Here is a 22906-nt window from a genome sequence, read left to right on the forward strand (position 1 = left end):
CATCTTATTGGCTCACCTGTTGTGAGCAGATGCTTTCGCGGTAAAAAGCCACGGAAGGGGACCCTCACCATGTGTAGTTTTTCATGGATCGTTTTTCCGGCACCTCATCCACTAAACATCGTGCAGATCCAGGAAAGCGTGCTGCTTCACGCTTTTTTTATGGAAACCCCCATGTTTTTGAGCTATAATTGCCTGCTTACGTTTTTTTCGTCCGGCACTCCACTTTCGCTGTTAAAGGGTTGATATGTCAGCTAACTCGCAACAACAATCCCGACTGAAAGAGCTTATCTCTCGCGGTAAGGAACAGGGATACCTGACTTACGCTGAGGTAAATGACCATCTTCCTGAAGACATCTCCGATCCTGATCAGGTTGAAGATATCATTCGCATGATCAATGACATGGGTATCACTGTCTACGAAACAGCGCCGGACGCCGATACCCTGTTATTATCAGAAGCCGATACCGATGAAGCTGCTGCCGAAGAAGCAGCAGCAGCTCTTGCAGCCGTTGAACAGGAAGCAGGTCGAACCACTGACCCGGTACGTATGTACATGCGTGAAATGGGTACGGTTGAGCTGCTGACTCGCGAAGGCGAAATCCAGATCGCCAAACGCATTGAAGAAGGGCTGCGTGAAGTCATGTCAGCCCTGGCCAAATTTCCCGGATCCGTTCAGATTGTTCTGGATGAATACGATCGGATCGTAGAAGAAGAAGGCCGCCTGACCGACCTGATCAGCGGTTATATAGATCCTGATTCCGATGAACCGATCGCCCCACCCGCTCCTGTTAATGAGAACATCAAAGAAGACTTTAACGATGATGACTCTGATGACGATGACGAGGGGGACGCAGGGGGTCTCGACCCGGAAGAAGCCAAAGAGCGCTTCGGACTTCTTCGCACAAACCACGAAAAAGTCCTGAAAACTCTAGAAAAGCACGACTTTGGCTCCAAAGCAGCCAAAGCGGCAATGGAAGAGCTGACCGAAGCCTTCATGCCCCTGAAACTGGTGCCCCGTATTTTCGACATGCTGGTTTTCCGCATCAGAAATACTCTGGACACCATCCGGGGCAATGAGCGCGCAATCATGCAATTTTGCGTACGCCGCGCAAAAATGCCTCGCAAGATTTTCCTGAGCAGCTTCCCGGGCAACGAAACCAACCTGAAGTGGATGGATGACATCACATCCGGCAGCGCCGGATACGCTGAAACCATCAACAAATACCGGGATGAAATTATTCGCGCCCAGAAGAAGCTGATCACCATTGAAAATGAGTTCGGCTGCACACTGGTCCAGATCAAGGACATTAATCGCAGAATGTCCCTGGGCGAAGCCCGTGCCCGTCGCGCCAAGAAAGAAATGGTTGAGGCCAACCTGCGGCTGGTTATTTCCATTGCCAAAAAGTACACCAACCGTGGACTACAGTTCCTGGACCTGATCCAGGAAGGTAACATCGGTTTGATGAAAGCGGTAGACAAGTTCGAATACCGTCGCGGATACAAGTTCTCGACCTACGCTACCTGGTGGATTCGCCAGGCAATCACCCGCTCCATCGCGGACCAGGCCAGAACCATCCGTATTCCGGTTCACATGATTGAGACCATCAACAAGCTGAACCGTATTTCCAGGCAAATGCTTCAGGAGATGGGTCGTGAACCGACTCCTGAAGAACTGGCCGTTCGTATGGAAATACCTGAAGACAAGATCCGCAAGGTGCTGAAAATCTCCAAGGAGCCCATCTCCATGGAGACACCGATCGGCGACGACGAAGACTCCCATCTCGGTGATTTTATCGAAGATGCGACCATTCAGTCCCCTATCGATCGAGCCACCGGCACAGGTCTGAAAGAATCTACCCGCAACGTGCTGTCAGGCCTGACAGCCCGTGAAGCGAAGGTTCTGCGTATGCGTTTCGGTATCGACATGAACACCGACCACACTCTGGAAGAGGTGGGTAAACAGTTCGACGTTACCCGAGAACGTATCCGTCAGATCGAAGCCAAGGCCCTAAGAAAACTGCGTCACCCAACGCGCTCAGATCACCTGAGAAGCTTCCTGGACGAGTAGTAGCCCCCAGGCCTCAAACAAAAAAAACCGTACTTATGTACGGTTTTTTTTGTTTGACTGAAAAACCCCTGGCACTAAAAAAGGCCACCCCTGAAACAGGAGCAGCCTTTTGAGAGAGGCAAAACCTCAGGAGTAGACGGGGGTGATCACATCATGCCGCCCATACCACCCATTCCACCCATGCCGCCCATATCAGGCATAGCAGGAGCAGCAGCTTCGGCAGGCTCATCAGCAACCATGGCTTCAGTGGTGATCATCAGACCAGCAACGGAAGCAGCCGCCTGCAGAGCAGAACGAGTTACTTTAGCCGGATCCAGGATACCCATTTCGATCATGTCGCCGTATTCACCGGTCGCAGCGTTGTAGCCGAAGTTACCTTCGCCAGACTTAACCTTGTCAACAACAACAGAAGCTTCGTCACCGGAGTTGGAAGCGATCTGACGGATTGGGCCTTCCAGGGCACGCAGGATCAGCTCAACACCGGCTTTCTGCTCAGCGTTGGCGGTTTCAACAGAGATTTTGGACAGAGCGCGAACCAGTGCAACACCACCACCAGCAACGACGCCTTCTTCAACAGCAGCGCGGGTTGCGTGCAGAGCGTCTTCTACACGAGCCTTCTTCTCTTTCATTTCTACTTCGGTAGCAGCACCCACTTTAACGACAGCAACACCGCCAGCCAGCTTGGCTACACGCTCTTGCAGTTTTTCCTTGTCGTAGTCGGAAGTAGAGTTTTCGATCTCGGCGCGGATCTGCTCAACACGGGCAACGATATCCTTCTGGTTGCCAGCGCCATCGACGATGGTGGTGTCTTCCTTGGTGATAGCGATGCGCTTGGCAGAACCCAGGTCTTCCAGGGTAGCCGCTTCCAGGGACAGACCTACTTCTTCAGAAATAACAGTACCACCGGTCAGGATCGCGATGTCTTGCAGCATGGCTTTGCGACGATCACCGAAACCAGGTGCCTTAACCGCAGCAACCTTAACGATGCCACGCATGTTGTTTACCACCAGAGTGGCCAGCGCTTCGCCTTCAACATCTTCAGCGATGATCAGCAGAGGCTTGCCAGCTTTGGCTACGTTTTCCAGTACTGGCAGCAGATCGCGGATGTTGGAGATCTTTTTGTCAACCAGCAGGACGAACGGGGTTTCCAGTTCAGCAGACATGCTTTCCTGGTTGTTGATGAAGTAAGGAGACAGGTAGCCACGGTCGAACTGCATACCTTCTACTACGTCCAGTTCATTTTCCAGACCGGAACCTTCTTCAACGGTGATAACGCCTTCTTTGCCTACTTTCTCCATGGCTTCAGCGATAATCTGACCGACCAGCTCATCGGAGTTTGCGGAGATAGTACCGACCTGAGCGATGGACTTGCTGTCTTCGCAAGGCGTGGACATGGCTTTCAGCTGTTCAACAACCGCCGCTACTGCCTTGTCGATGCCACGCTTGAGGTCCATTGGGTTCATGCCGGCAGCAACGTACTTCAGACCTTCGTTGACAATGGACTGAGCCAGAACCGTTGCTGTAGTGGTACCGTCACCCGCCTGGTCGTTAGCCTGGGAAGCGACTTCCTTAACCAGCTGGGCACCCATGTTCTGGAATTTGTCAGACAGCTCGATTTCCTTGGCTACGGAAACACCATCTTTAGTGATGGTTGGAGCGCCGAAAGACTTTTCCAACAGAACGTTACGGCCTTTTGGGCCCAGGGTTGCCTTTACTGCGTCAGCCAGAATGTTGACGCCTTCCAGCATTTGTTTGCGAGCTTCGTCGCCGAACTTAACCTGCTTTGCTGCCATGATGGGTAATCCTTTGGAAATTTAAAACAGTTGTTATGAAATCGAAGTTCCGGGATCAGTCTTCCAGAACAGCGTAGATTTCGCTTTCGGATACGATGATCAGCTCTTCACCGTCAATCTTCACGGTATCGGAACCAGCGTACTTACCAAAGATCACTTTGTCGCCGACGCTCACGCCGACAGGACGCTTTTCACCATTGTCCAAAAATACGCCGTCACCGATAGCCACGACCACGCCCTGGTTTGGCTTTTCAGTAGCAGAACCTGGCAACACGATACCGCCAGCAGAGGTAGTGGTTTCTTCTTCACGACGAACGACCACGCGATCACGCAACGGACGGATTTTCATCGATGTATCTCTCCAACTGTTTATGCCGAAAAATCAGCAATCAACTCTTAACGGCCTGACTTGCATCGTCAGAACCGAACCCAATTATCGGTAGTTAAGTAAGTAGGGGTGGCTTTTGTCTTTTCAAGGGGGGGCTAAGATTTTTTTTCATCTTCCCGCTTGAACTCACCTTCGAAGGTCTGGTGAATTCCTCGCTGGCTGTCGACGTCCTCACGGTAGTATTCGCCCTCAAAGGTCTTGGATGACGATTGCCAGCGACCACTTTTGATCATTCGTCGCAACAACACTTTGCGCACCGGGGGAATAAGCAGAACCAGCCCGAAAAAGTCGGTGATAAAGCCGGGAATCATCAGGAACAGCCCACCGAGGGCCGTCATAAAACCGTCCAGCAATTCCAGCGCAGGCATTTCACCACGGGTCATTTTCTCACGGGCCTTAAGCATGGTACGAAAGCCCTGCCGGCGAATAATCGCCATACCCGCCACCATGCCCAGAATCACCAGGGCCAGTGTATTAAGAGCGCCAATGTAGCTCCCTACCTTGATCAGCACGACCAGTTCCAGGGCGGGGAGCAGTAAGAAAATCCAAAAAGGGAAGCGCATAGAAGGCTCCATAGACAAGGGTACTTCTTAATATGGTGTTAGTTGCGGAAACTTCAAGGCCAGGAGCCTGCCTCCACCCTGCACGCAAAATCAGAGCCATATTCGACACACCATAAAAAAACAGGAGCCACTGGACTCCTGTTCTACTAAAAAGCTAGCGCTTAAAATCAGCTCTGCTGCTCTCTCACACGCTCAACTTCTTTCATGCTCAGTTTGATACGACCACGGGAGTCTATATCCAGCACCACAACATCAACAGTCTGGCCAACTTTCAGGTAGTCAGTCACATTTTCAACACGCTCATTAACGATTTGAGAAATGTGCACAAGGCCGTCTTTACCCGGCAGTACGCTGACGAACGCCCCGAAGTCCAGGATCCGGGTCACTTCACCGGTGTAGATTTTGCCAATCTCGGCTTCAGCGGTGATACCGTAAACCATATCGTGGGCAGCCTTGGCTTTCTCACTGTTCTCAGCAAAGATCTGAACCATACCGTTGTCGTCAATATCAACAGACGCACCGGTTTTATCGCAGATGCTGCGAATGGTAGAGCCCCCTTTACCGATCACGTCACGAATCTTGTCTGGATCAATTTTCAGTGACATGGTCATGGGCGCATTCGGGTTCAGTTCCGTGCGGGCAGTACTGATCACTTTGTTCATCTCACCCAGGATGTGCAGGCGGGCGTGCATCGCCTGCTCCAGGGCAATCTCCATGATCTCTTCAGTAATACCGGCAATCTTGATATCCATCTGCAGGGCAGTGATACCTTCGGATGTACCCGCTACTTTAAAGTCCATGTCACCCAGATGATCTTCATCACCCAGAATGTCGGTCAGAACGGCGAACTGTTCACCTTCTTTCACCAGACCCATGGCAATACCGGCGACAGGTGCTTTCAGAGGCACACCGGCATCCATCAGGGCAAGTGAAGAACCACAAACCGAAGCCATGGAGCTGGAACCGTTGGATTCAGTGATCTCGGAAACCACACGGATGGTATATGGAAATTCTTCCTGAGTAGGCAGAACCGCCTGCACACCACGACGGGCAAGACGACCATGACCAATTTCACGACGACCCGGTGCTCCCATACGACCACACTCGCCTACAGAGTAAGAAGGGAAGTTGTAGTGCAGCATGAATGGATCTTTGACTTCACCTTCCAGGTTGTCAACGATCTGAGCGTCGCGAGTGGTACCCAGAGTGGTGGTGACAATAGCCTGGGTTTCACCACGGGTGAACAGGGAAGAGCCATGAGTCTTCTGTAAAACGCCGATTTCAACACCAATGTTACGAACCGTCTTGGTGTCACGACCGTCTATACGAGGCATACCGTTGAGAATATTGCCGCGTACAACGTTTTTCTCCAGCTTGCCGAAGGCTTTTTCAACGTCAGAAGTATTGAATGGGCTGTCTTCACCAGCTACCGCTGCCAGCACTTCCTGACGCAGTGCTTTAACGGCAGCAGTACGATCCTGCTTGATGGTGATCTGGTAAGCTTCACGCATGCTGCCTTCAAAAGCCGCCAGCCTTTCTTTCAGCTCGATGTTTTCAGCTGGCGCTTCCCACTCCCAGCGAGCCTTACCAGCTTCTGCCGCCAGCTCCTGAACAGCCTGAATGACGGACTGGTATTCCTGATGAGCAAACAAAACCGCTCCCAGCATCTCGTCTTCTGTCAGCTCCTGGGCTTCAGATTCAACCATTAGAACAGCGTCGTTGGTACCCGCTACCACCATGTCCAGCTCAGAAGTCTTCAGTTCTTCATAGCTTGGGTTCAGCAGATACCCTTTCTCTTCGTTGAAACCGACACGAGCAGCACCGATTGGACCATCAAAAGGAATGCCGGAGATGGCCAAAGCGGCAGAGGTAGCAACCATGGCCAGAATGTCCGGATCGTTCTTCTTGTCGGTCGACATAACAGTACAGACAACCTGTACTTCGTTCATGAAACCTTTAGGGAACAGAGGACGGATAGGACGGTCAATCAAGCGGGAAGTCAGGGTTTCTTTCTCGCTTGGGCGGGATTCGCGTTTCAGGAAACCACCGGGAATTTTACCGGCAGCGTAGGTTTTTTCCTGATAGTGAACAGAAAGCGGGAAGAAATCCTGACCTTCATTCGCCTGTCTGGCACCGACAACCGTCGCCAGAATAGCAATATCACCCATCTTGGCCAGGACGGCACCTGAAGCCTGACGAGCGACACGACCGGTTTCCAGAGTGATGGTCTGGTCACCGAATTGAAATGTTTTAATTACCGGATTCACAACGTTTTCCTATTAAGTGTGAATAAACCAATACAGTACCCGGTCATAGTGGTGTGACAGATGCAATTCAAAACCTTCTGGATAATCTACAGACCCTGCCTACCCAGACAGACTTGGAATTGCACCCTCTACTGACAACCAGAGTGCTGACGTGTAAGTACCTAACCAGATACTCGAGAGGGGGAATAATCCCGCTCTTTAAAACTGAAAAAACAATGTCGTTTTTATGGTTGTTTTGACCATAAGAAAAAATTCAAACTTTATTATACACTCAATTGCAATAAAGATTTCAGGGTTTAACAGCAACACCCTGCTGCTTTTTCTCATGACCAACAACGCAAAACACCGCCTGCCTCACAAAGGAAGCCGGCGGTGCTTTAACTGCACAGAAATGCATTTACAAGACCATAGCCGTTCAATGCATTCTGCCTGACCCCAAGTTGAACATAACCGTACAACTCAAAGTTTGCTGCTGTGTCTAAGTCGATAACGTTAAAGCTATCAGCGACGCAGACCCAGACGCTCAATCAGGGAACGGTAACGCTCAACGTCTTTGCCTTTCAGGTAGTTCAGCATGTTACGACGCTGATTTACCATACGAATCAGACCACGACGGGAGTGGTGATCCTTGTGGTTGGCCTTGAAGTGACCCTGCAAACCTTCGATGTTTGCAGTCAGCAGAGCAACCTGAACTTCAGGGCTACCGCTGTCGCCTTCAGTGCGACCGAATTCCTTGATGATTTCTGCTTTCTTTTTAGCAGTCAAAGCCATTGCTTGATACTCCAGTTAATATGCATTAATAAGCAGGCACGACCGTGCATATTTACAGCCAGCCATTCTATCGTGACAGCATCTGCTGCCAACCAAGTGGCGCATTCTAACACCAACTTCCAGCCGGAAGCCAGCCTGTTGGAGCCAGCGCACTGGAAACAGAAAGTCTGCCTCAGTTTCCAGAGCTGATCAGTCGCCTGGGAGCAACACGACCGTCTTCATCAATCTCGCCAATGCCCAGGAATCGAAGCACTTCCTGCCCTTCAACCTCTTCCTGGCCATAGATACGGACATGACCACTGGTAGGCGCCTGGGGCACCTGAACCGGCTGCCCTTGACTGATGTAATAGCTGCTGGCGGCCCCCAGACGAATCTGAGGCCAGTCACTCACGGAAGTATCCAGTGGCAGCAGCAGCTCATCCAGAGCCTTATGACCACCGCCATCACGAATCTCTTCGAGCTCTTCCAAACTATGAGACTGGTGTTCAGTATATGGGCCCGCCTTGATTCTGTGGAGCTCAGCAACGTGTCCCAGACACCCCAGAGCCGCACCAATATCTTCAGCCAGGGTACGGATGTAAGTACCCTTGGAGCAATCCACCTCAAGAATCAGGTTGTCCCCTTCAAAATCCAGCAGCTCAAGACGGTAGATAGTGATTCGACGAGTCGGACGCTCTACGACAATGCCTTGACGAGCCAGCTTATAGAGAGGCTCACCGTTGTATTTCAACGCTGAATACATGCTGGGAACCTGATCAACCTCGCCACGGAAACGATCGAGGATAGCCTCGACATCCGAACGGGTAACGGTTACCGGACGCTGCTCGACTATTTCACCTTCACGGTCACCGGTCTCCGTCTGGATACCCAGCTTGACTTCCGTTCTATAGGACTTGTCCGACTCCAGCAGATACTGTGAAAACTTGGTAGCCTCGCCCAGACAAACCGGCAAAACACCCGTGGCCAGAGGATCAAGACTCCCGGTATGACCAGCCTTGGCAGCACCATAAAGCCGCTTTACACGTTGCAGAACATCGTTGGAACTGGCGCCTTTGGGCTTATTCACAACCACAATACCGTCGACCCTGCGGCCACGGCTACGTCTGCGCTTAGACATCCATTACTCCTTGGACTCATCCTGATGATCACTGTCACCAGAACGAGCTTTTGCAATCAGCTCATTCATATACGCACCCCGTCGCAGACTGTTGTCATAACGGAAACGCAACTGGGGAATGGTACGCAACTTGATGGAACGGGCCAGCTGGCTGCGCAGGAATCCGGCAGCACTCTGCATAACCTTGAGGTTCTCATCAACATTGTCCTGGTCGTCTACACCCAGGAAGGAAACAAAAACATCGGCAAAAGCCAGATCGCGGGAAACTTCTACCGCACTGACGGTGACCATACCTAAACGGGGATCTTTCATTTCCAGCTGGATCAGCTGGGCCAGTTCTTTCTGAATCTGATCCGCTACCCGCTGGGTTCGACTGTATTCTTTAGCCATTGGGGGATTCAATCCTGCTGATATGAGAAAGCCCGCAATCTCAGTGCGGGCTTCCTTGTCCGGGAACCTGATCAGGTCAACCGGGACTCATTAAAGCGTACGCTTGACCTCAACGGTCTTGTACACTTCGATCTTGTCGCCTGGCTTAACGTCGTTGTAGGACTTAACCGCGATACCACACTCCATGCCTTCGCGAACATCCTGTACGTCATCTTTGAAGCGACGCAGGGATTCCAGTTCGCCCTCGAAGATAACCACGTTGTCACGCAGTACACGGATACGGTCGTTACGGTAAACAGTACCTTCAATCACCATACAGCCAGCCACTGCACCGAACTTCGGTGAACGGAAGACATCACGCACTTCGGCAGTACCCACGATCTGCTCACGGGTATCGGAGCCCAGCATACCGCCCAGAGCCTTCTTGACATCATCAATGATGTCATAGATAACGCTGTAGTAGCGTAAATCCAGCTCTTCAGCCTCAATCACCTTACGGGCAGAGGCATCGGCACGAACGTTGAAGCCAACGATAACGGCATTGGAAGCCAGAGCCAGGTTAGCGTCGGTTTCAGTGATGCCCCCTACGCCGCCGGAAATAACCTTAACCTGTACTTCGTCGTTACCCTGCTCTTCCAGAGAAGTCGTCAGCGCTTCCAGAGAACCTCGTACGTCTGCTTTCAGAACGATATTGAGAGTCTTCTTCTCTTCAGAACCCATGCTGGAGAAGATATTTTCCAGCTTGGACGCCTGCTGACGAGCCAGTTTGACTTCACGGTATTTACCCTGACGGAACAGTGCGATTTCACGAGCCTTGCGCTCATCCTTAACCACAATCAGCTCATCACCGGCATCAGGCGTACCGTCCAGACCCAGGATTTCAACCGGGATGGAAGGACCGGCATCTTTGATCGCCTTACCGTCTTCATCCAGCATGGCACGAACACGACCGTACTGCTGACCGACCAGGATGTTATCACCCTGTTGCAGGTTACCGGACTGAACCAGCACCGTAGCCACAGGACCACGACCTTTATCAAGACGGGATTCAACCACCACGCCTTTCGCCGGACCTTCGTCAGCGGCAGACAGTTCCAGTACTTCAGCCTGAAGCAGCACTGCTTCCAGCAGCTCGTCAATACCCTGACCGGTCAGAGCGGATACGTGAATAAACTGAGTGTCACCACCCCACTCCTCAGGAATCACTTCCCTTGCAGCCAGTTCGTTCTTCACCCGATCAGGATCGGCAGCTTCCTTATCGATTTTGTTCACAGCAACCACCACCGGCACACCGGCAGCCTTGGCATGTTGAACCGCCTCTTCGGTCTGAGGCATAACACCGTCGTCAGCCGCAACCACCAGAATAACGATATCAGTGGCCTTGGCACCACGAGCACGCATGGCGGTAAAGGCCGCGTGTCCGGGAGTATCCAGGAAGGAAACCATACCCCGCGGTGTATCCACATGGTAAGCACCAATATGCTGGGTAATACCACCGGCCTCACCCGCCTGCACACGACTCTTACGGATATAGTCCAGCAGAGAGGTCTTACCGTGGTCAACGTGACCCATGACCGTCACAACCGGCGCACGTGACTTCTCTTCAAACTCGGTTACAGCACCTTCCTGATCTTCAGTCAGGGAGTCTTCAATGCTGTCCGCTTTAGCCAGCTTGAAGGTGTGACCCATTTCTTCAACCACGATGGACGCAGTATCCTGATCGATCACCTGATTGATGGTCACCATGGAGCCCATTTTGAACATGGCCTTGATGACATCAGCAGCTTTAACTGCCATTTTCTGCGCCAGTTCAGCCACCGTGATGGTCTCAGGAATTGAGACTTCACGCACTACCGGAGCGGTTGGCTTGGTGAAGCCGTGTGCAGCCATAGATTCAGGCGTGATAGTCCGGGCTGCCTTACGGCCACCACGACGATCATCTTTACGACCGCCATTACGTCCGCCACGTTTCTCACCACGACGACCACGCTCTTCACGAGGCTCATCACGACGATCTTTGGCTTTGCGGTTACGACCACGCTTATCACCTTCCGGAGCCGGCATTGGCGCAGCGGCCGGATCAAAGCTGGGAGCAGACGGAGCGTCACGACGGGCCGGACGATCACCATCACGACGTGGTGGACGATCACCGTCACGACGAGCCGGACGATCACCATCGCGACGTGGCGGACGATCACCGTCACGACGCGGCGGACGATCGCCATCACGACGCTGCTGAGGACGATCACCATCGCGGCGCTGCTGTGGACGGTCGCCATCACGACGCTGAGGACGGTCACCATCGCGGCGCGAGTCTCCACGACCCCGCTTTTCTTCCGGCTTCTGTTCTTCAGGTTTTTCGCTCTTGACGTAGGTACGCTTCTTGCGGACTTCTACGTTGACAACTTTTTTCTTACCAGCGCCACCACCGCCAGAGACTTTCATCTGACTGACAGTTTTGCGCTTGAGGGTGATCCTGGTAGGCTCTGCCGTACCTGTGTGATCACCGTGAATACTTTTCAGGTGAGCCAGCAACTGCTTCTTTTCTGCATCCGATACAGCTTCTGAAGCCTTGGTTTGCTTCAGGCCTGCATCCTGCATCTGCTGCAACAACCTTTCGACCGGAGCGCCGACCACCTTCGCGAGTTGTTCTACGGTTACTTCTGCCATTAACACTTCTCCTCTCAGTGGCCCGCTCAGTTACCAGCTTCGTCGAACCAGGGAGCACGCGCCGTCATAATCAATTCACCCGCACGCGTTTCGTCCATACCTTCGATTTCGAGAAGGTCGTCAATGGACTGCTCCGCCAGATCTTCCATAGTAATGACACCCTGGCTGGCCAGCTCCAGTGCCAGTTCCTCATCCATGCCATCCATGGTCAAAAGGTCTTCAGCTGGCTGTGCGCCATCTAACTTTTCTTCTCGAGCGATGGCCTGAGTCAGCAGCTTGTCTTTCGCACGAGTGCGAAGCTCTTCTACGATTTCTTCATCCATGCCTTCAATTGCCACCATCTCTTCCAGAGGGACATAGGCAATTTCTTCAACCGTGGTGAATCCTTCGTCGACCAGCAGCTGCGCCAGTTCTTCATCAATGTCGAGCAGATCAATAAAACTCTGTTTAAACTTGTCCGCTTCCTTTTCCTGCTTGGCAGCGGCTTCAGACTCTGTCATAACGTTCAATTTCCAGCCAGTCAGTTCACTGGCCAGTCGAACATTCTGACCACTACGACCAATGGCCTGGGCCAGATTATCTTCGCTGACTGCGATATCCATGGTGCCGGAATCTTCGTCGACGATGATGGAGGCAACCTCCGCAGGCTGCATGGCATTAATCACGTACTGAACAGGGTTTTCGTCGTACAGAACAATGTCGATACGCTCATTACCCAGCTCGCCAGATACCGCCTGTACACGGGCACCGCGCATACCTACGCAGGCACCTACCGGATCAATGCGGCCATCATTGGTTTTAACGGCGATCTTTGCCCTTGAGCCCGGATCACGGGCCGCTGCCCTGATTTCCAGAACCTCTTCAGCAATTTCCGGCACTTCAATGCGGAACAATTCAATCAGCATTTCGGGCGCAGTTCGGGACAGCATCAGTTGCGGCCCACGACCTTCCATGGAAATCTCATGCAGCAGAGCCCTTACATGACTTCCCATACGGAAGTTCTCACGAGGCAGCACACTGTCCTTACGCATGACCGCTTCAGCATTGTTACCAAGGTCAACAATAATGCTGTCACGGGTTGTTTTCTTTACGGTGCCATTAATCAGGTCGCCCAGCTTGTCACGATACTGCTCAACCATCTGGGCACGCTCGGCTTCGCGCACTTTCTGAACAATGACCTGCTTGGCAGTCTGGGCCGCAATCCGGCCAAATACGACAGACTCAACCTGCTCTTCCCAGACACCACCGATTTCCAGAGACTCATCTTTTTCCTTACCCTCATCCAGGGTAAAGTGCATGCCCGGAAACTCGAAGTCTTCGTCCGCAACTATGGTCCAACGACGGAAGGTATCGTATTCACCACTGCTGCGGTCAATCGCTACCCGGATATCTACTTCTGTTTCGTAACGTTTTTTAGTCGCGGTCGCCAGGGCAATCTCCATAGCCTCGAAGATCACTTCGGGTGGAACGCCCTTCTCGTTGGAAACGGACTCAACGACCAACAGAATTTCTTTACTCATGCTCTGCCTCGCCTATGCTGAACCAGTCCATGCCTTTATCAACACTTCCCTGGCCGTTAACCGGGAAGGCCCCGTCTGCGATCAACTGCTTGTTGCAGACAGCGGCTAATAACCCGGCCTGAACCTTGTACTCAATCTTTTACCTGGCCTTTACCAGTTATGAGCCTGAAGTTAGTCGAATCTCGGTATCACCTGAGCCTTGTCTATGCTCTCTATGGGAAGAAGCAGTTCGTGGTCATCGACCACTAATACCACGTCCTGGTCTTCCACCCCTTTTACAATACCCTTGTACTTGCGGCGCCCTTCAAAGGGCACCCGCAAACGGACATTGACCTCTGCACCCGCCCAGGCAACATAGTGCTCAAGTGTAAACAGCTGCCTGTCCACTCCGGGCGATGAGACTTCAAGGGTATATTCTTCTGTGATGGGGTCTTCTACATCAAGAACCCCACTCACCTGACGACTGACGATTTCACAGTCATCCAGCTGGATTCCCTTTTCTTTATCCAGAGAATCAATATAAATGCGAAGCATTGAATGCCTGCCCTGAGGTTTGAACTCAATCCCCCAAAGCTGGTAACCAAGGGATTCAACCACAGGTCCAATCAATGCTTCCAGTTGCGACTGCTTACCTGCCACGTTGGAAACACCTGTCTGCAAAAACAAAAAAAGGGCTTAAAAGCCCTGTCTCTTCCATGCACCCAGTTTTCCAGCTGGACGCAACTATCGAGCCGACCAAAGACACGCTCTCAAGCATGAATTCAGCAAACTCCCAGAACCCAGTCGGGCTGACATCTCAAACCCGAAAAAGACTCTGACGCACCTAATAAAAAACCCCATGATGGGGTTTAATTATTTGGTAGCGGGGGCCAGATTCGAACTGACGACCTTCGGGTTATGAGCCCGACGAGCTACCAGGCTGCTCCACCCCGCATCAAACCTGTTTCTGTATACTGCCAGCTAAAAACCTGCATCACAAGCAGTAACTACAGACACGTCATTTAATCACTACAAAACCCAACCAAATACCCTTCTTCCATTGACCAAAAAAGCTAATGGCAATCTGGTGCCCAGGGCGGGACTTGAACCCGCACGACCGTTAGGCCACCGCCCCCTCAAGACGGCGTGTCTACCAATTCCACCACCTGGGCAAACACCACAACTACATCCTGCTTAAAGCTTACCCTTACTGGGCTGGAGGCAGAGACGGTTCTTTATTCTGCTCGTCACTTCCGACGGGTTGTGATTCTATCACAGGAGCGTCGCTCTCGACACTCTTTTCTAAATCTGCTTCATCTGCTTCTGAAGCGGCCTGCGGAGCGATCGGTGCATCACCGGCCGGAACAGACTCTTCAATCACAGCTGGCACACCGGCTTCACCGATGCTGTCTGCCTTCTGCCTGGCTACCATAGCCAAGGCAAAACTGGTCACAAAAAACACTGTTGCCAGAATCGCTGTCGTGCGACTCATAAAGTTGCCAGTACCCTGACTACCAAACACTGTTTGTGACGCACCGGACCCAAAACTAGCACCGGCTTCTGCACCCTTGCCCTGCTGCAACAAAATCAGACCGACTACGGCAGCAGAGGCAAGAACATGAACAATAAGAATTATGGTTTCCATCACTATCCTGCAGCGCGACAGATCGCCTGGAACTCTTCAGCAATCAATGAGGCTCCCCCCACAAGACCGCCATCAACATCCGGCAAAGCAATCAGGTCTGCAGCGTTAGCTGCTTTCATGCTACCACCGTACAGAATACGAGTTCTGTCGGCCATAGCCTGATCATGCTCTGCCAGCAAGCTGCGAATCGCAGCGTGTACTTCCTGCGCCTGCTCAGGCGTTGCAGTCAGCCCGGTTCCAATAGCCCATACAGGCTCATAAGCGATCACAAAATTTGCCAAACGCTCCGGACCAGCAGTCCGCAGCACAGCTTCAACCTGAGCTGCCACCACCTTCATGGTGTCGCCAGCTTCTCGCTCTTCCAGGGTTTCGCCCACACAAAGGACAGGCACCAGACCCTGATCAGTCAGAGCACAGAATTTCGCAGCAACTTCCTCATCACCCTCTCCAAACAGAGAGCGACGCTCAGAATGACCAATGATCACGTATTCAATACCGAGATCTTTAACCATCAGAGGCGAAACCTCGCCGGTATAAGCACCAGAAGTCTTGTCAGATACGTTCTGCAAGCCAACCTTGACAGCACTACCAGCCAACTGCTCGCGAACGCCCTGAGCATAAACCGATGGCGGACAAACCAACACTTCAGCTTTGGTATCCAGACCGGAAACAAGCTGATCCAGCAATTTACGATTCTCCTCGAGAGATCCGTTCATTTTCCAATTACCGGCAACTAGTGGCTGACGCATACTGCTTACCTCAACATTCGCGAGGTCGGCATACTAACCCAGGCGCCGTTATTATACAACTGTGCTGGCATCTTTATCTGGCAATTTTCCATGAACTGCTAAAAATCAATTAACCTGCCTGAGAGCGTCTCACTGCGCCTGCTCTTCCTCGCCACTGTATAAACAGCAGCACCAGTATGAGCAAGACCCCCAAAAAGCCAAAGCCCGCAGGATTGAACAATAGAACAGGAAAGCTAACAAAGGCCAACCCTCTTTCCGGCAGACTTAACCTTTTAATCAGATAGCCCTCGATGGCAACCGCCATGGCAATGATGATGGCTACCGTCTGGACAACCGCCATCAGCAAACCGGAAAAATCTTCCCCGGTATTAATCAAACCGGTATAGGCCATCATAATCGGAATCAGGAATAAGCCCGCCGCCAGTTTAAATGCTGCCACTGAAGACTTGATGGGACTGGCATTAGCAACGCCGGCACCCGCAAAGGCTGCCAGAGCAATAGGAGGCGTGACATTAGAGGTCTGAGACAGCCAGAACACTATCAGATGGGACGTCAGCAACGGCAAGCCAAAATCCCCCAACAAAGGTACAGCCATTACCGCAAGTACTATATAAGCAGCAGTAACAGGCAATCCCATTCCAAGCACCAGCGCAACAAGACTGATCAGAATAAGCGCAGTAAACATATACCCGCCTGAGAGCGCCATGACGAACTGCGTGAACTGCAAGCCAATACCCGTCTGCCCCACGACACCAACAATGATTCCTGCCGCCGCACAGGCAACAGAGATGGGCAGGGCCAGTAGTGCACCTGATTTAAGTCCTTCAATAATTTTTCTGACACCTATACGACTATGGATTCTTAGTGCTGCCGCCACCAGAATAGCCGCACATCCGGCCACTCCCACCAGCAGAGGTGAATATCCCATCATCAGCAGAGCAGTAATCAAGACCAGAGGAATAAGGAAGTGAGCCCCCTGTTTCATGACAGCCCACACCGCCTCAGCTCGACTGACTGTTGGCAACTCCAGCTTGCACGCCATGATATGAACGTACAACAGTGTACAGAAGAAATAGAGCAGCGCCGGTGCTATGGAGGCAATCATGATGTCGCTGTAGGGCACACCGGTAAACTGCGCCATAACAAAAGCACCCGCCCCCATAATAGGAGGCATGATTTGCCCACCGGTGGAGGCAGCGGCTTCGATTCCGGCAGCCTGCTCGGGCTTATAACCCAGCTTTTTCATCATCGGTATGGTGATGGAGCCGGTGGTCACCGTATTGGCAATGGCTGATCCGGAAATAGAACCCAGACCAGCGGAAGCAATAACCGCAGCCTTGGCTGGCCCTCCTCGGTATTTACCGGCAATAGCAAAAGCCAGGTCAATAAAGAACTTGCCTGCGCCCGTTACCTCAAGAAAGGCGCCAAACAGAACAAAGATAAAGACAGTGGTTGCAGCAATTCCCAGCGCAGAACCAAACACGCCATTACTGGAAAAAATCTGAAACTGCACCCATTCCTGAATGCTGTAACTCTTGGTGGCCAGAGCACCTGGCAGCATATCGCCAAAACCGCTATAAGCCAGGAATAACAATGCAATAAACACCATTACCCAGCCTACCGCCCGACGACAGGCTTCCATCATCAGCACTACATAAACGACACCGGCATAAAGGTCATAATCAGAAAGGCCATACAGGAGATAATTAATATCGTTGTAGTCAAAGTTAATGATTCGAAAACCGGCCATCACAGTGGCTACTGCCAGCACCAGATCAAACAACCTGAGCGGCACAAAAAAACGACTCTCTTCGTTTTTTAATAGAGGATAATGAAGGAATATCAACACCATAACCCAGGCCAGATGAACCGGCCTGAAGTAGGTGGCAGAAATGGTCGAGGTAATCCCCTGCCAGATCTGAAATACGGATAGAAGTACTGCACAGACCAGAACCAGGTAGCCCAGCACTTTGATCACGACTTTATTCATTCGGCTGCCTGAAAACTCAGTGGATGGAATTCAGGTATTTTTCGGCGCCCGGATGCAGAGGCACACCGGAAAGGCGAGTGGCATTGGCTTTAGTAGTGGCTTCTGCCACTTTGACCACCTTGCGAATATCATCCATATTTTCAAAAGCCGCCCTGGTCAGACTGAAGGCCATATCCTCAGACATATCAGCATGAACGACCAATACGTTCCAGATACTCAGGGTATCAACCGGGTCTACGCCGTTGTAGACATCACCCGGAATGGTGTAGCTGCTGTAAGCAGGGTTTTCAGCAATAAACTTCTCACGCTCTTTTTCAGACACCGGCAGGATACGAATTTTGTGAGTCAAAGCCACCTGAGTCACCGCACCCACTCCCTGACCACCGACAATAAAGCCAGCATCAACCTGACCATTGGCCAGGGCATTGGTGGTTTCAGAGTAATTCAGGTAAACGGCGCGGATATCCTCCTCAGGATCAATGCCGACGCTTTTCAGCAGTGCCGCAGAAGTCACGGCGGTACCGGAACCCGGAGCCCCCAGGGAAACCCGCTTGCCTTTAAGATCAGACAGACGAGTAATGTCTGAGTTTTGAAGGGTCAGAGCGTGAACCAGGTTTGGATACAGGGCAAACAAAACCTTCACCGGCATCTTGGCGGGAAATTGACCTTCACCTTTATAAGCATCAAGAACAACATTCCCCATGGCTATGCCAGCCAGCATATCGCCACGAACAACCTTGATGGTATTTTCAACAGAAGCCGCGGTGACTTCTGCTTTGACATTGACCCCATCAACTTTATCAGACCAAACTTTTGCCAGCGCTCCACCCAATGGATAATAAATACCACTTTGACCACCGGTACCAATGGAGTAGTTCTGTGCAAAAGAGAGCGCAGGCAGGATCAGCAAAAAGAAGGCTGCAACAAGACGCATGATGTTTCCCCTGTAAACTATTTTTATATTTTTTCTGCAAAAAGCCCTCTATCGCTGAGAGCGATAAAAAGTGCTCCATACAAATTTGATACGTAAGTTTCAGATTTTATCTAAGAGAGGGCATTCAGAAAAGTAGAAAGCTGACCAGAAACCATCCAGCCAGCTTTCAGAAATAAGAATCAGGACATTTCCTGCTCAACCACCTTAGCCAGTCTTTCAGTATGAGCGCGCACTTCCTCTGCGTTCTCACCTTCTACCATAACACGAATAACCGGCTCAGTACCGGAAGGTCTTAAAAGCACACGACCACGACCGGCCAATTCCGTTTCAGACTGTTGCACGGCAGCAACAATGCCAGGCACATTGTCAGTATCCTTTTTCTCTTTCACTCGGACATTAATCATAGTCTGGGGGTACTTGCTCATTCCTCCACGCAGCTCAGACAGTTTCTTTCCGGAACGAACTACAGCCTTCAAAACTTGCAATGCAGAGACAATACCGTCACCAGTAGTAGACACATCTCTACAGATAATATGGCCGGAGGACTCACCACCAAGCTGCCAATCATGCTTCAGCAGCAATTCATTGACATAACGGTCACCCACCCTGGCACGGGCAAAAGGAATATCGCAGGCTTCAAGCGCTTTCTCCATTCCCAGATTTGTCATCAGGGTGCCAACTACGCCACCCTTGAGCTCATTATGTTGACGACGATCTAAAGCGATCGCAAACAGCAACTCATCACCGTCAACAATCTCACCATTGTCGTCCACCATGATGACGCGATCACCATCACCATCAAAGGCGATGCCCAGGTCAGCACCACGCTCTTTGACGATTTCAGCCAGCTTGTCAGGCTGGGTAGAACCACAGCCTTCATTGATATTCAGACCGTTCGGGTTGATTCCGATGGCGTGAACATTAGCACCCAACTCTCTGAAAACAGCAGGCCCCACCTGGTAGGTAGCGCCATGACCAGCATCAATCACAATATTCATACCGCGCAGGTCGAGGGGGTAGGCCGTACTGGCTTTGCAATATTCGATATAACGACCGGAAGCATCATCCAACCGGGTCACCTTGCCCAGTTCACCGGAATCAACAACCTCAATCTCACCTTCCATCAGAGCTTCAATTTTGGCTTCAATATCATCTGGCAATTTGCTGCCATTGCCGGAAAAGAACTTGATACCATTGTCGTAAAAAGGATTATGCGAGGCACTGATAACAATGCCTGCCTGACCATTAAACGTACGGGTCAGGTAAGCAATAGCCGGTGTTGGCATAGGGCCGGTCAAACACACATCAATACCCGCTGCGGACAGCCCAGCCTCCAGGGCAGACTCAAACATATAGCCAGAGATACGGGTATCCTTACCAATAACGACTTTACCCTCACCCTCTGCTGCCAGCACCTTACCAGCGGCCCAGCCCAGCTTGAGAACAAAATCCGGAGTAATAGGAAACTCACCCACCTTGCCACGAATACCATCGGTGCCGAAAAATTTGCGCCCCATAAACTAACCCTTATTCAATAGTCCGGTGCCTGAACCGGCACTCAGACCGCACTCTCAGATAGATAGACAAAAAGGAGTGACAGGTGAAAACAGACGATGTTCCGCCTCATCGAAACAATGCGGCAGAACGTAAAATACTGAAGATATGTTTTGAATTATGACATGACTGTCATACAGACTTAATAGCAATGATTGTCTTACAAATGACAAAAACCTTCACACCTGTGCCTACAACAATAATTCCCATTCGCGACCTCTATCTGGCTTCCTGCACCGGGGCAGGCGACTCAACCCTCTCAGGCACTCCTGACAGCATCCACCATACGAACGGCATCCACCGTTTCAGCAACATCATGAACTCGAATAATGTGAGCCCCAGCCTGAGCCGCCAGAGTGGCGACAGCAAGGCTGGCACTCAACCTCTGCTCAGCAGGCTTATTCAATACGGCACCAATAAATGACTTTCTGGACATGCCTGCCAGCACCGGGAAGTTCAGACCAAGCACACGATCCAGGTGCTTGAGTAACTGCAAATCATAAGCAGGCGTTTTACCGAACATACCGCCCCCGAATCCCGGATCAAGAATCAGTCGATCTCTGGCAATACCTGCCGCTTCGCAAGCCCTGACACGCTCAAGCAGGTATTGATTCACTTCACTAGCTACATCGTCATAATGAGGCACAAAATCCGGTTCAGGCTGTTCAACCAGTGAGTGCATCAACACCACAGGAAGATCAGTGGCAGCTGCCGCCTCCAAAGCTCCCGGTCTCATCAGGGCACGCACATCATTAATCATCCCGGCACCGGTTTTGCTGGCTTCAGTAATAACCAGAGCTGAACTGGTGTCCACAGAGATCACCTGATCAAAGTTCTTTTTCAAAACCTCCACAACCGGCACAACCCTTTCCAGCTCCTGCTCACAGGTAACGACCCCGTTTGCCCCCGGCCTTGTGGACTCACCACCCACATCCAGAATATCGACACCATCCTGCACCATTTGCTCAGCGGTACTCAGCACCTGATCCAGATTCTGGTAACGACTGCTTTCATAAAAGGAGTCTGGAGTTATGTTCAACACGCCCATGACCAGCGTTCGGTCAAAGGTCAGAGTTTTTCCGGCACAATTTAATGTCTTCATTTTTTCATACACCTAATGAGGCCAATTATTTAGACTCTCTTTGATTTGAGTCAACGTTCAATCTCAGGTCAAGGCTGCCACAGAGATGTGCTACTCACCTTTTCACTCGAAGGAATACCTGCACACCGGGCAGCTTGTTACCCCGTTTTCAATCATTGCATCAACGCATTGATTATGAACTTTGTGGGAGCAGGGCAGTATCTGGCAACCGCTGAAGACGTCTTCCAGACAGATGGCGCACTCGTCATGCCCTGAATCAGGTCGGCACTTGTGATGACCTTTTAATCCTTTATCCATGCAGATATTGCAAACATCACAATGATAGCTTTTATCCTCATGTATCCGACAAATACCGCATTTATCACAGTGGAATGGGTTCATCACGGTACCGGTGAAGAGTTTACACTTTGCACAGAAATAGTCTGACATTCGCTCATTGCATTCCGGGCATATCTGGGAGCCTTCCGTAATCTCTCCTTCATACTCACAGACAGTACATTTAAGGTGCGTTGCATCAGCACCCATGGAGTCTGTAGTTTCGCACCTGTCGCTCTCGTTATGACATCTATGGCAGGAGAAATAAAGATCGCAGCACTCAAATTTCACAAGGCAGCGCCTATGATAATGTCCACACAATGACTTTATCGAATGAGCGTAAAACCCCGTACTTTGAGGTCGGGGATGAAAGCTCGGCTTGCAGAGCAAGCCCCTTGTGCTATTTTACTATCCGTCAGGCGTTTTTAGCGATTACGCTACCTGACAGGAAAAGTAAAAAACCTTCCGCTTTCTGCCCGTGTTTCTTAACAATCCGAAAGGTAGAGCAGATTGTCGAATAAGGTGTATGCCGCTATTGGGTAAGGCATACACTGCGGTCGGGCATGACCGTCTAGCTGTAGGAATCCCCGTCGTTCACGGCGGGGAGGATGTCAAGCTTTCTTGCTGATCTCCCGGTGTTTTGCTCTCCTGACCTTCAGGATCAGGCCTTTGCCCTTTTCGAGGGTTGTTATTTTCGTTCTTTGATTCTTTGTCTGGTGTCCTGCCGGAGGGTTCTCCATCCCCATTACCCGCCTTCAGGCCACCACCATGTGTTGTCTTCAAAGCAGTGCTCTCAAGAAACTGCTTAAAACAGCTCAGCTGCCACTGAAGGCTTTCACTGGCTGGGCAAAATATGGCGGTACGCTGGAGGAGAGTATTCCAGAAATCAACATCAGTCAGTTGTCCGGTATCGAGAAAATCAACCTCAATCCGAACCTTGTGCCCATCAGGGTTGTGCTGGCCAATGATGGTTGAGGAATAGCATAACTGCGTAGCCAGCGTGGCCAATAGTAAAAGGACAAACGCTACGGAGGCTGTTAATGAGCGATAAAAATGCACTAAGGTCTCTCTGCATACTTTTTCAATATCAT

18 protein-coding genes and 2 tRNA genes are annotated in these 22906 nt (G+C 51.2%); 1 reads left to right on the forward strand and 19 read right to left on the reverse strand.

Going from position 1 to position 22906, the window contains the following annotated elements:
- The first annotated feature begins 244 nt into the window (after positions 1–244).
- Positions 245–2068 (forward strand): RNA polymerase sigma factor RpoD, encoded by a 1824-nt coding sequence (gene rpoD, locus K7B67_RS16440; protein ID WP_252176964.1) that lies wholly within the window; start codon positions 245–247, stop codon positions 2066–2068.
- A gap of 146 nt (positions 2069–2214) precedes the next feature.
- Here the strand turns inward: rpoD and groL are convergent, their stop codons facing one another.
- The 19 genes from groL to K7B67_RS16535 form a co-directional block, all read right to left on the reverse strand.
- On the reverse strand, positions 2215–3861 hold the full coding sequence (gene groL / locus K7B67_RS16445) for a chaperonin GroEL (RefSeq protein WP_252176965.1): 1647 nt from the start codon (positions 3859–3861) through the stop codon (positions 2215–2217).
- 55 nt (positions 3862–3916) lie between these two features.
- Entirely contained in the window at positions 3917–4210 is a 294-nt protein-coding gene (locus K7B67_RS16450) for a co-chaperone GroES (protein WP_252176966.1), read from the reverse strand.
- A 134-nt stretch (positions 4211–4344) separates the two neighbouring features.
- A complete protein-coding gene (locus tag K7B67_RS16455) occupies positions 4345–4812 on the reverse strand; it encodes an FxsA family protein (protein ID WP_252176967.1) in 468 nt (155 codons plus the stop codon).
- 167 nt (positions 4813–4979) lie between these two features.
- On the reverse strand, positions 4980–7079 hold the full coding sequence (gene pnp, locus K7B67_RS16460) for a polyribonucleotide nucleotidyltransferase (RefSeq protein ID WP_252176968.1): 2100 nt from the start codon (positions 7077–7079) through the stop codon (positions 4980–4982).
- Positions 7080–7580: 501 nt separating this feature from the next.
- Complete coding sequence (gene rpsO, locus K7B67_RS16465) at positions 7581–7850, reverse strand: 30S ribosomal protein S15 (protein ID WP_252176969.1); 270 nt, start codon at positions 7848–7850, stop codon at positions 7581–7583.
- Between the two features lie 172 nt (positions 7851–8022).
- On the reverse strand, positions 8023–8967 hold the full coding sequence (gene truB, locus K7B67_RS16470; protein WP_252176970.1) for a tRNA pseudouridine(55) synthase TruB: 945 nt from the start codon (positions 8965–8967) through the stop codon (positions 8023–8025).
- Between the two features lie 3 nt (positions 8968–8970).
- A complete protein-coding gene (gene rbfA, locus K7B67_RS16475) occupies positions 8971–9357 on the reverse strand; it encodes a 30S ribosome-binding factor RbfA (protein ID WP_252176971.1) in 387 nt (128 codons plus the stop codon).
- Between the two features lie 90 nt (positions 9358–9447).
- A complete protein-coding gene (gene infB, locus K7B67_RS16480) occupies positions 9448–12027 on the reverse strand; it encodes a translation initiation factor IF-2 (RefSeq protein ID WP_252176972.1) in 2580 nt (859 codons plus the stop codon).
- 26 nt (positions 12028–12053) lie between these two features.
- Positions 12054–13547 (reverse strand): transcription termination factor NusA, encoded by a 1494-nt coding sequence (nusA, locus tag K7B67_RS16485; protein ID WP_252176973.1) that lies wholly within the window; start codon positions 13545–13547, stop codon positions 12054–12056.
- 171 nt (positions 13548–13718) lie between these two features.
- Positions 13719–14186 (reverse strand): ribosome maturation factor RimP, encoded by a 468-nt coding sequence (gene rimP / locus K7B67_RS16490; RefSeq protein ID WP_252176974.1) that lies wholly within the window; start codon positions 14184–14186, stop codon positions 13719–13721.
- Between the two features lie 218 nt (positions 14187–14404).
- Positions 14405–14481: transfer RNA gene (locus tag K7B67_RS16495), tRNA-Met, on the reverse strand.
- Between the two features lie 130 nt (positions 14482–14611).
- Positions 14612–14698, reverse strand: a tRNA-Leu gene (locus tag K7B67_RS16500).
- A 35-nt stretch (positions 14699–14733) separates the two neighbouring features.
- Positions 14734–15171, reverse strand: a complete 438-nt coding sequence (gene secG / locus K7B67_RS16505) for a preprotein translocase subunit SecG (protein WP_252176975.1) — start codon at positions 15169–15171, stop codon at positions 14734–14736.
- Positions 15172–15173: 2 nt separating this feature from the next.
- Entirely contained in the window at positions 15174–15920 is a 747-nt protein-coding gene (tpiA, locus tag K7B67_RS16510; protein ID WP_252176976.1) for a triose-phosphate isomerase, read from the reverse strand.
- 109 nt (positions 15921–16029) lie between these two features.
- Entirely contained in the window at positions 16030–17910 is a 1881-nt protein-coding gene (locus K7B67_RS16515) for a TRAP transporter fused permease subunit (protein WP_252176977.1), read from the reverse strand.
- Positions 17911–17926: 16 nt separating this feature from the next.
- Positions 17927–18844 (reverse strand): TAXI family TRAP transporter solute-binding subunit, encoded by a 918-nt coding sequence (locus K7B67_RS16520; RefSeq protein WP_252176978.1) that lies wholly within the window; start codon positions 18842–18844, stop codon positions 17927–17929.
- Positions 18845–19023: 179 nt separating this feature from the next.
- Complete coding sequence (gene glmM / locus K7B67_RS16525) at positions 19024–20361, reverse strand: phosphoglucosamine mutase (protein WP_252176979.1); 1338 nt, start codon at positions 20359–20361, stop codon at positions 19024–19026.
- Between the two features lie 296 nt (positions 20362–20657).
- Complete coding sequence (folP, locus tag K7B67_RS16530; RefSeq protein WP_252176980.1) at positions 20658–21500, reverse strand: dihydropteroate synthase; 843 nt, start codon at positions 21498–21500, stop codon at positions 20658–20660.
- 909 nt (positions 21501–22409) lie between these two features.
- Positions 22410–22874: a hypothetical protein gene (locus K7B67_RS16535; RefSeq protein WP_252176981.1), complete on the reverse strand. Its 465-nt coding sequence runs from the start codon at positions 22872–22874 to the stop codon at positions 22410–22412.
- Between the last annotated feature and the right edge of the window lie 32 nt (positions 22875–22906).

The organism is Endozoicomonas sp. 4G (assembly GCF_023822025.1).
Taxonomy (GTDB): Bacteria; Pseudomonadota; Gammaproteobacteria; order Pseudomonadales; family Endozoicomonadaceae; genus Endozoicomonas_A.

Coding starts and splice junctions, on each gene's coding strand:
- truB (WP_252176970.1), bottom strand. CDS start 8,967: ATGTCTAAGCGCAGACGTAGCCGTGGCCGCAGGGTCGACGGTATTGTG.
- glmM (WP_252176979.1), bottom strand. CDS start 20,361: ATGGGGCGCAAATTTTTCGGCACCGATGGTATTCGTGGCAAGGTGGGT.
- secG (WP_252176975.1), bottom strand. CDS start 15,171: ATGGAAACCATAATTCTTATTGTTCATGTTCTTGCCTCTGCTGCCGTA.
- K7B67_RS16515 (WP_252176977.1), bottom strand. CDS start 17,910: ATGAATAAAGTCGTGATCAAAGTGCTGGGCTACCTGGTTCTGGTCTGT.
- tpiA (WP_252176976.1), bottom strand. CDS start 15,920: ATGCGTCAGCCACTAGTTGCCGGTAATTGGAAAATGAACGGATCTCTC.
- K7B67_RS16455 (WP_252176967.1), bottom strand. CDS start 4,812: ATGCGCTTCCCTTTTTGGATTTTCTTACTGCTCCCCGCCCTGGAACTG.
- infB (WP_252176972.1), bottom strand. CDS start 12,027: ATGGCAGAAGTAACCGTAGAACAACTCGCGAAGGTGGTCGGCGCTCCG.
- rbfA (WP_252176971.1), bottom strand. CDS start 9,357: ATGGCTAAAGAATACAGTCGAACCCAGCGGGTAGCGGATCAGATTCAG.
- rpoD (WP_252176964.1), top strand. CDS start 245: ATGTCAGCTAACTCGCAACAACAATCCCGACTGAAAGAGCTTATCTCT.
- rpsO (WP_252176969.1), bottom strand. CDS start 7,850: ATGGCTTTGACTGCTAAAAAGAAAGCAGAAATCATCAAGGAATTCGGT.
- K7B67_RS16520 (WP_252176978.1), bottom strand. CDS start 18,844: ATGCGTCTTGTTGCAGCCTTCTTTTTGCTGATCCTGCCTGCGCTCTCT.
- folP (WP_252176980.1), bottom strand. CDS start 21,500: ATGAAGACATTAAATTGTGCCGGAAAAACTCTGACCTTTGACCGAACG.
- K7B67_RS16450 (WP_252176966.1), bottom strand. CDS start 4,210: ATGAAAATCCGTCCGTTGCGTGATCGCGTGGTCGTTCGTCGTGAAGAA.
- groL (WP_252176965.1), bottom strand. CDS start 3,861: ATGGCAGCAAAGCAGGTTAAGTTCGGCGACGAAGCTCGCAAACAAATG.
- nusA (WP_252176973.1), bottom strand. CDS start 13,547: ATGAGTAAAGAAATTCTGTTGGTCGTTGAGTCCGTTTCCAACGAGAAG.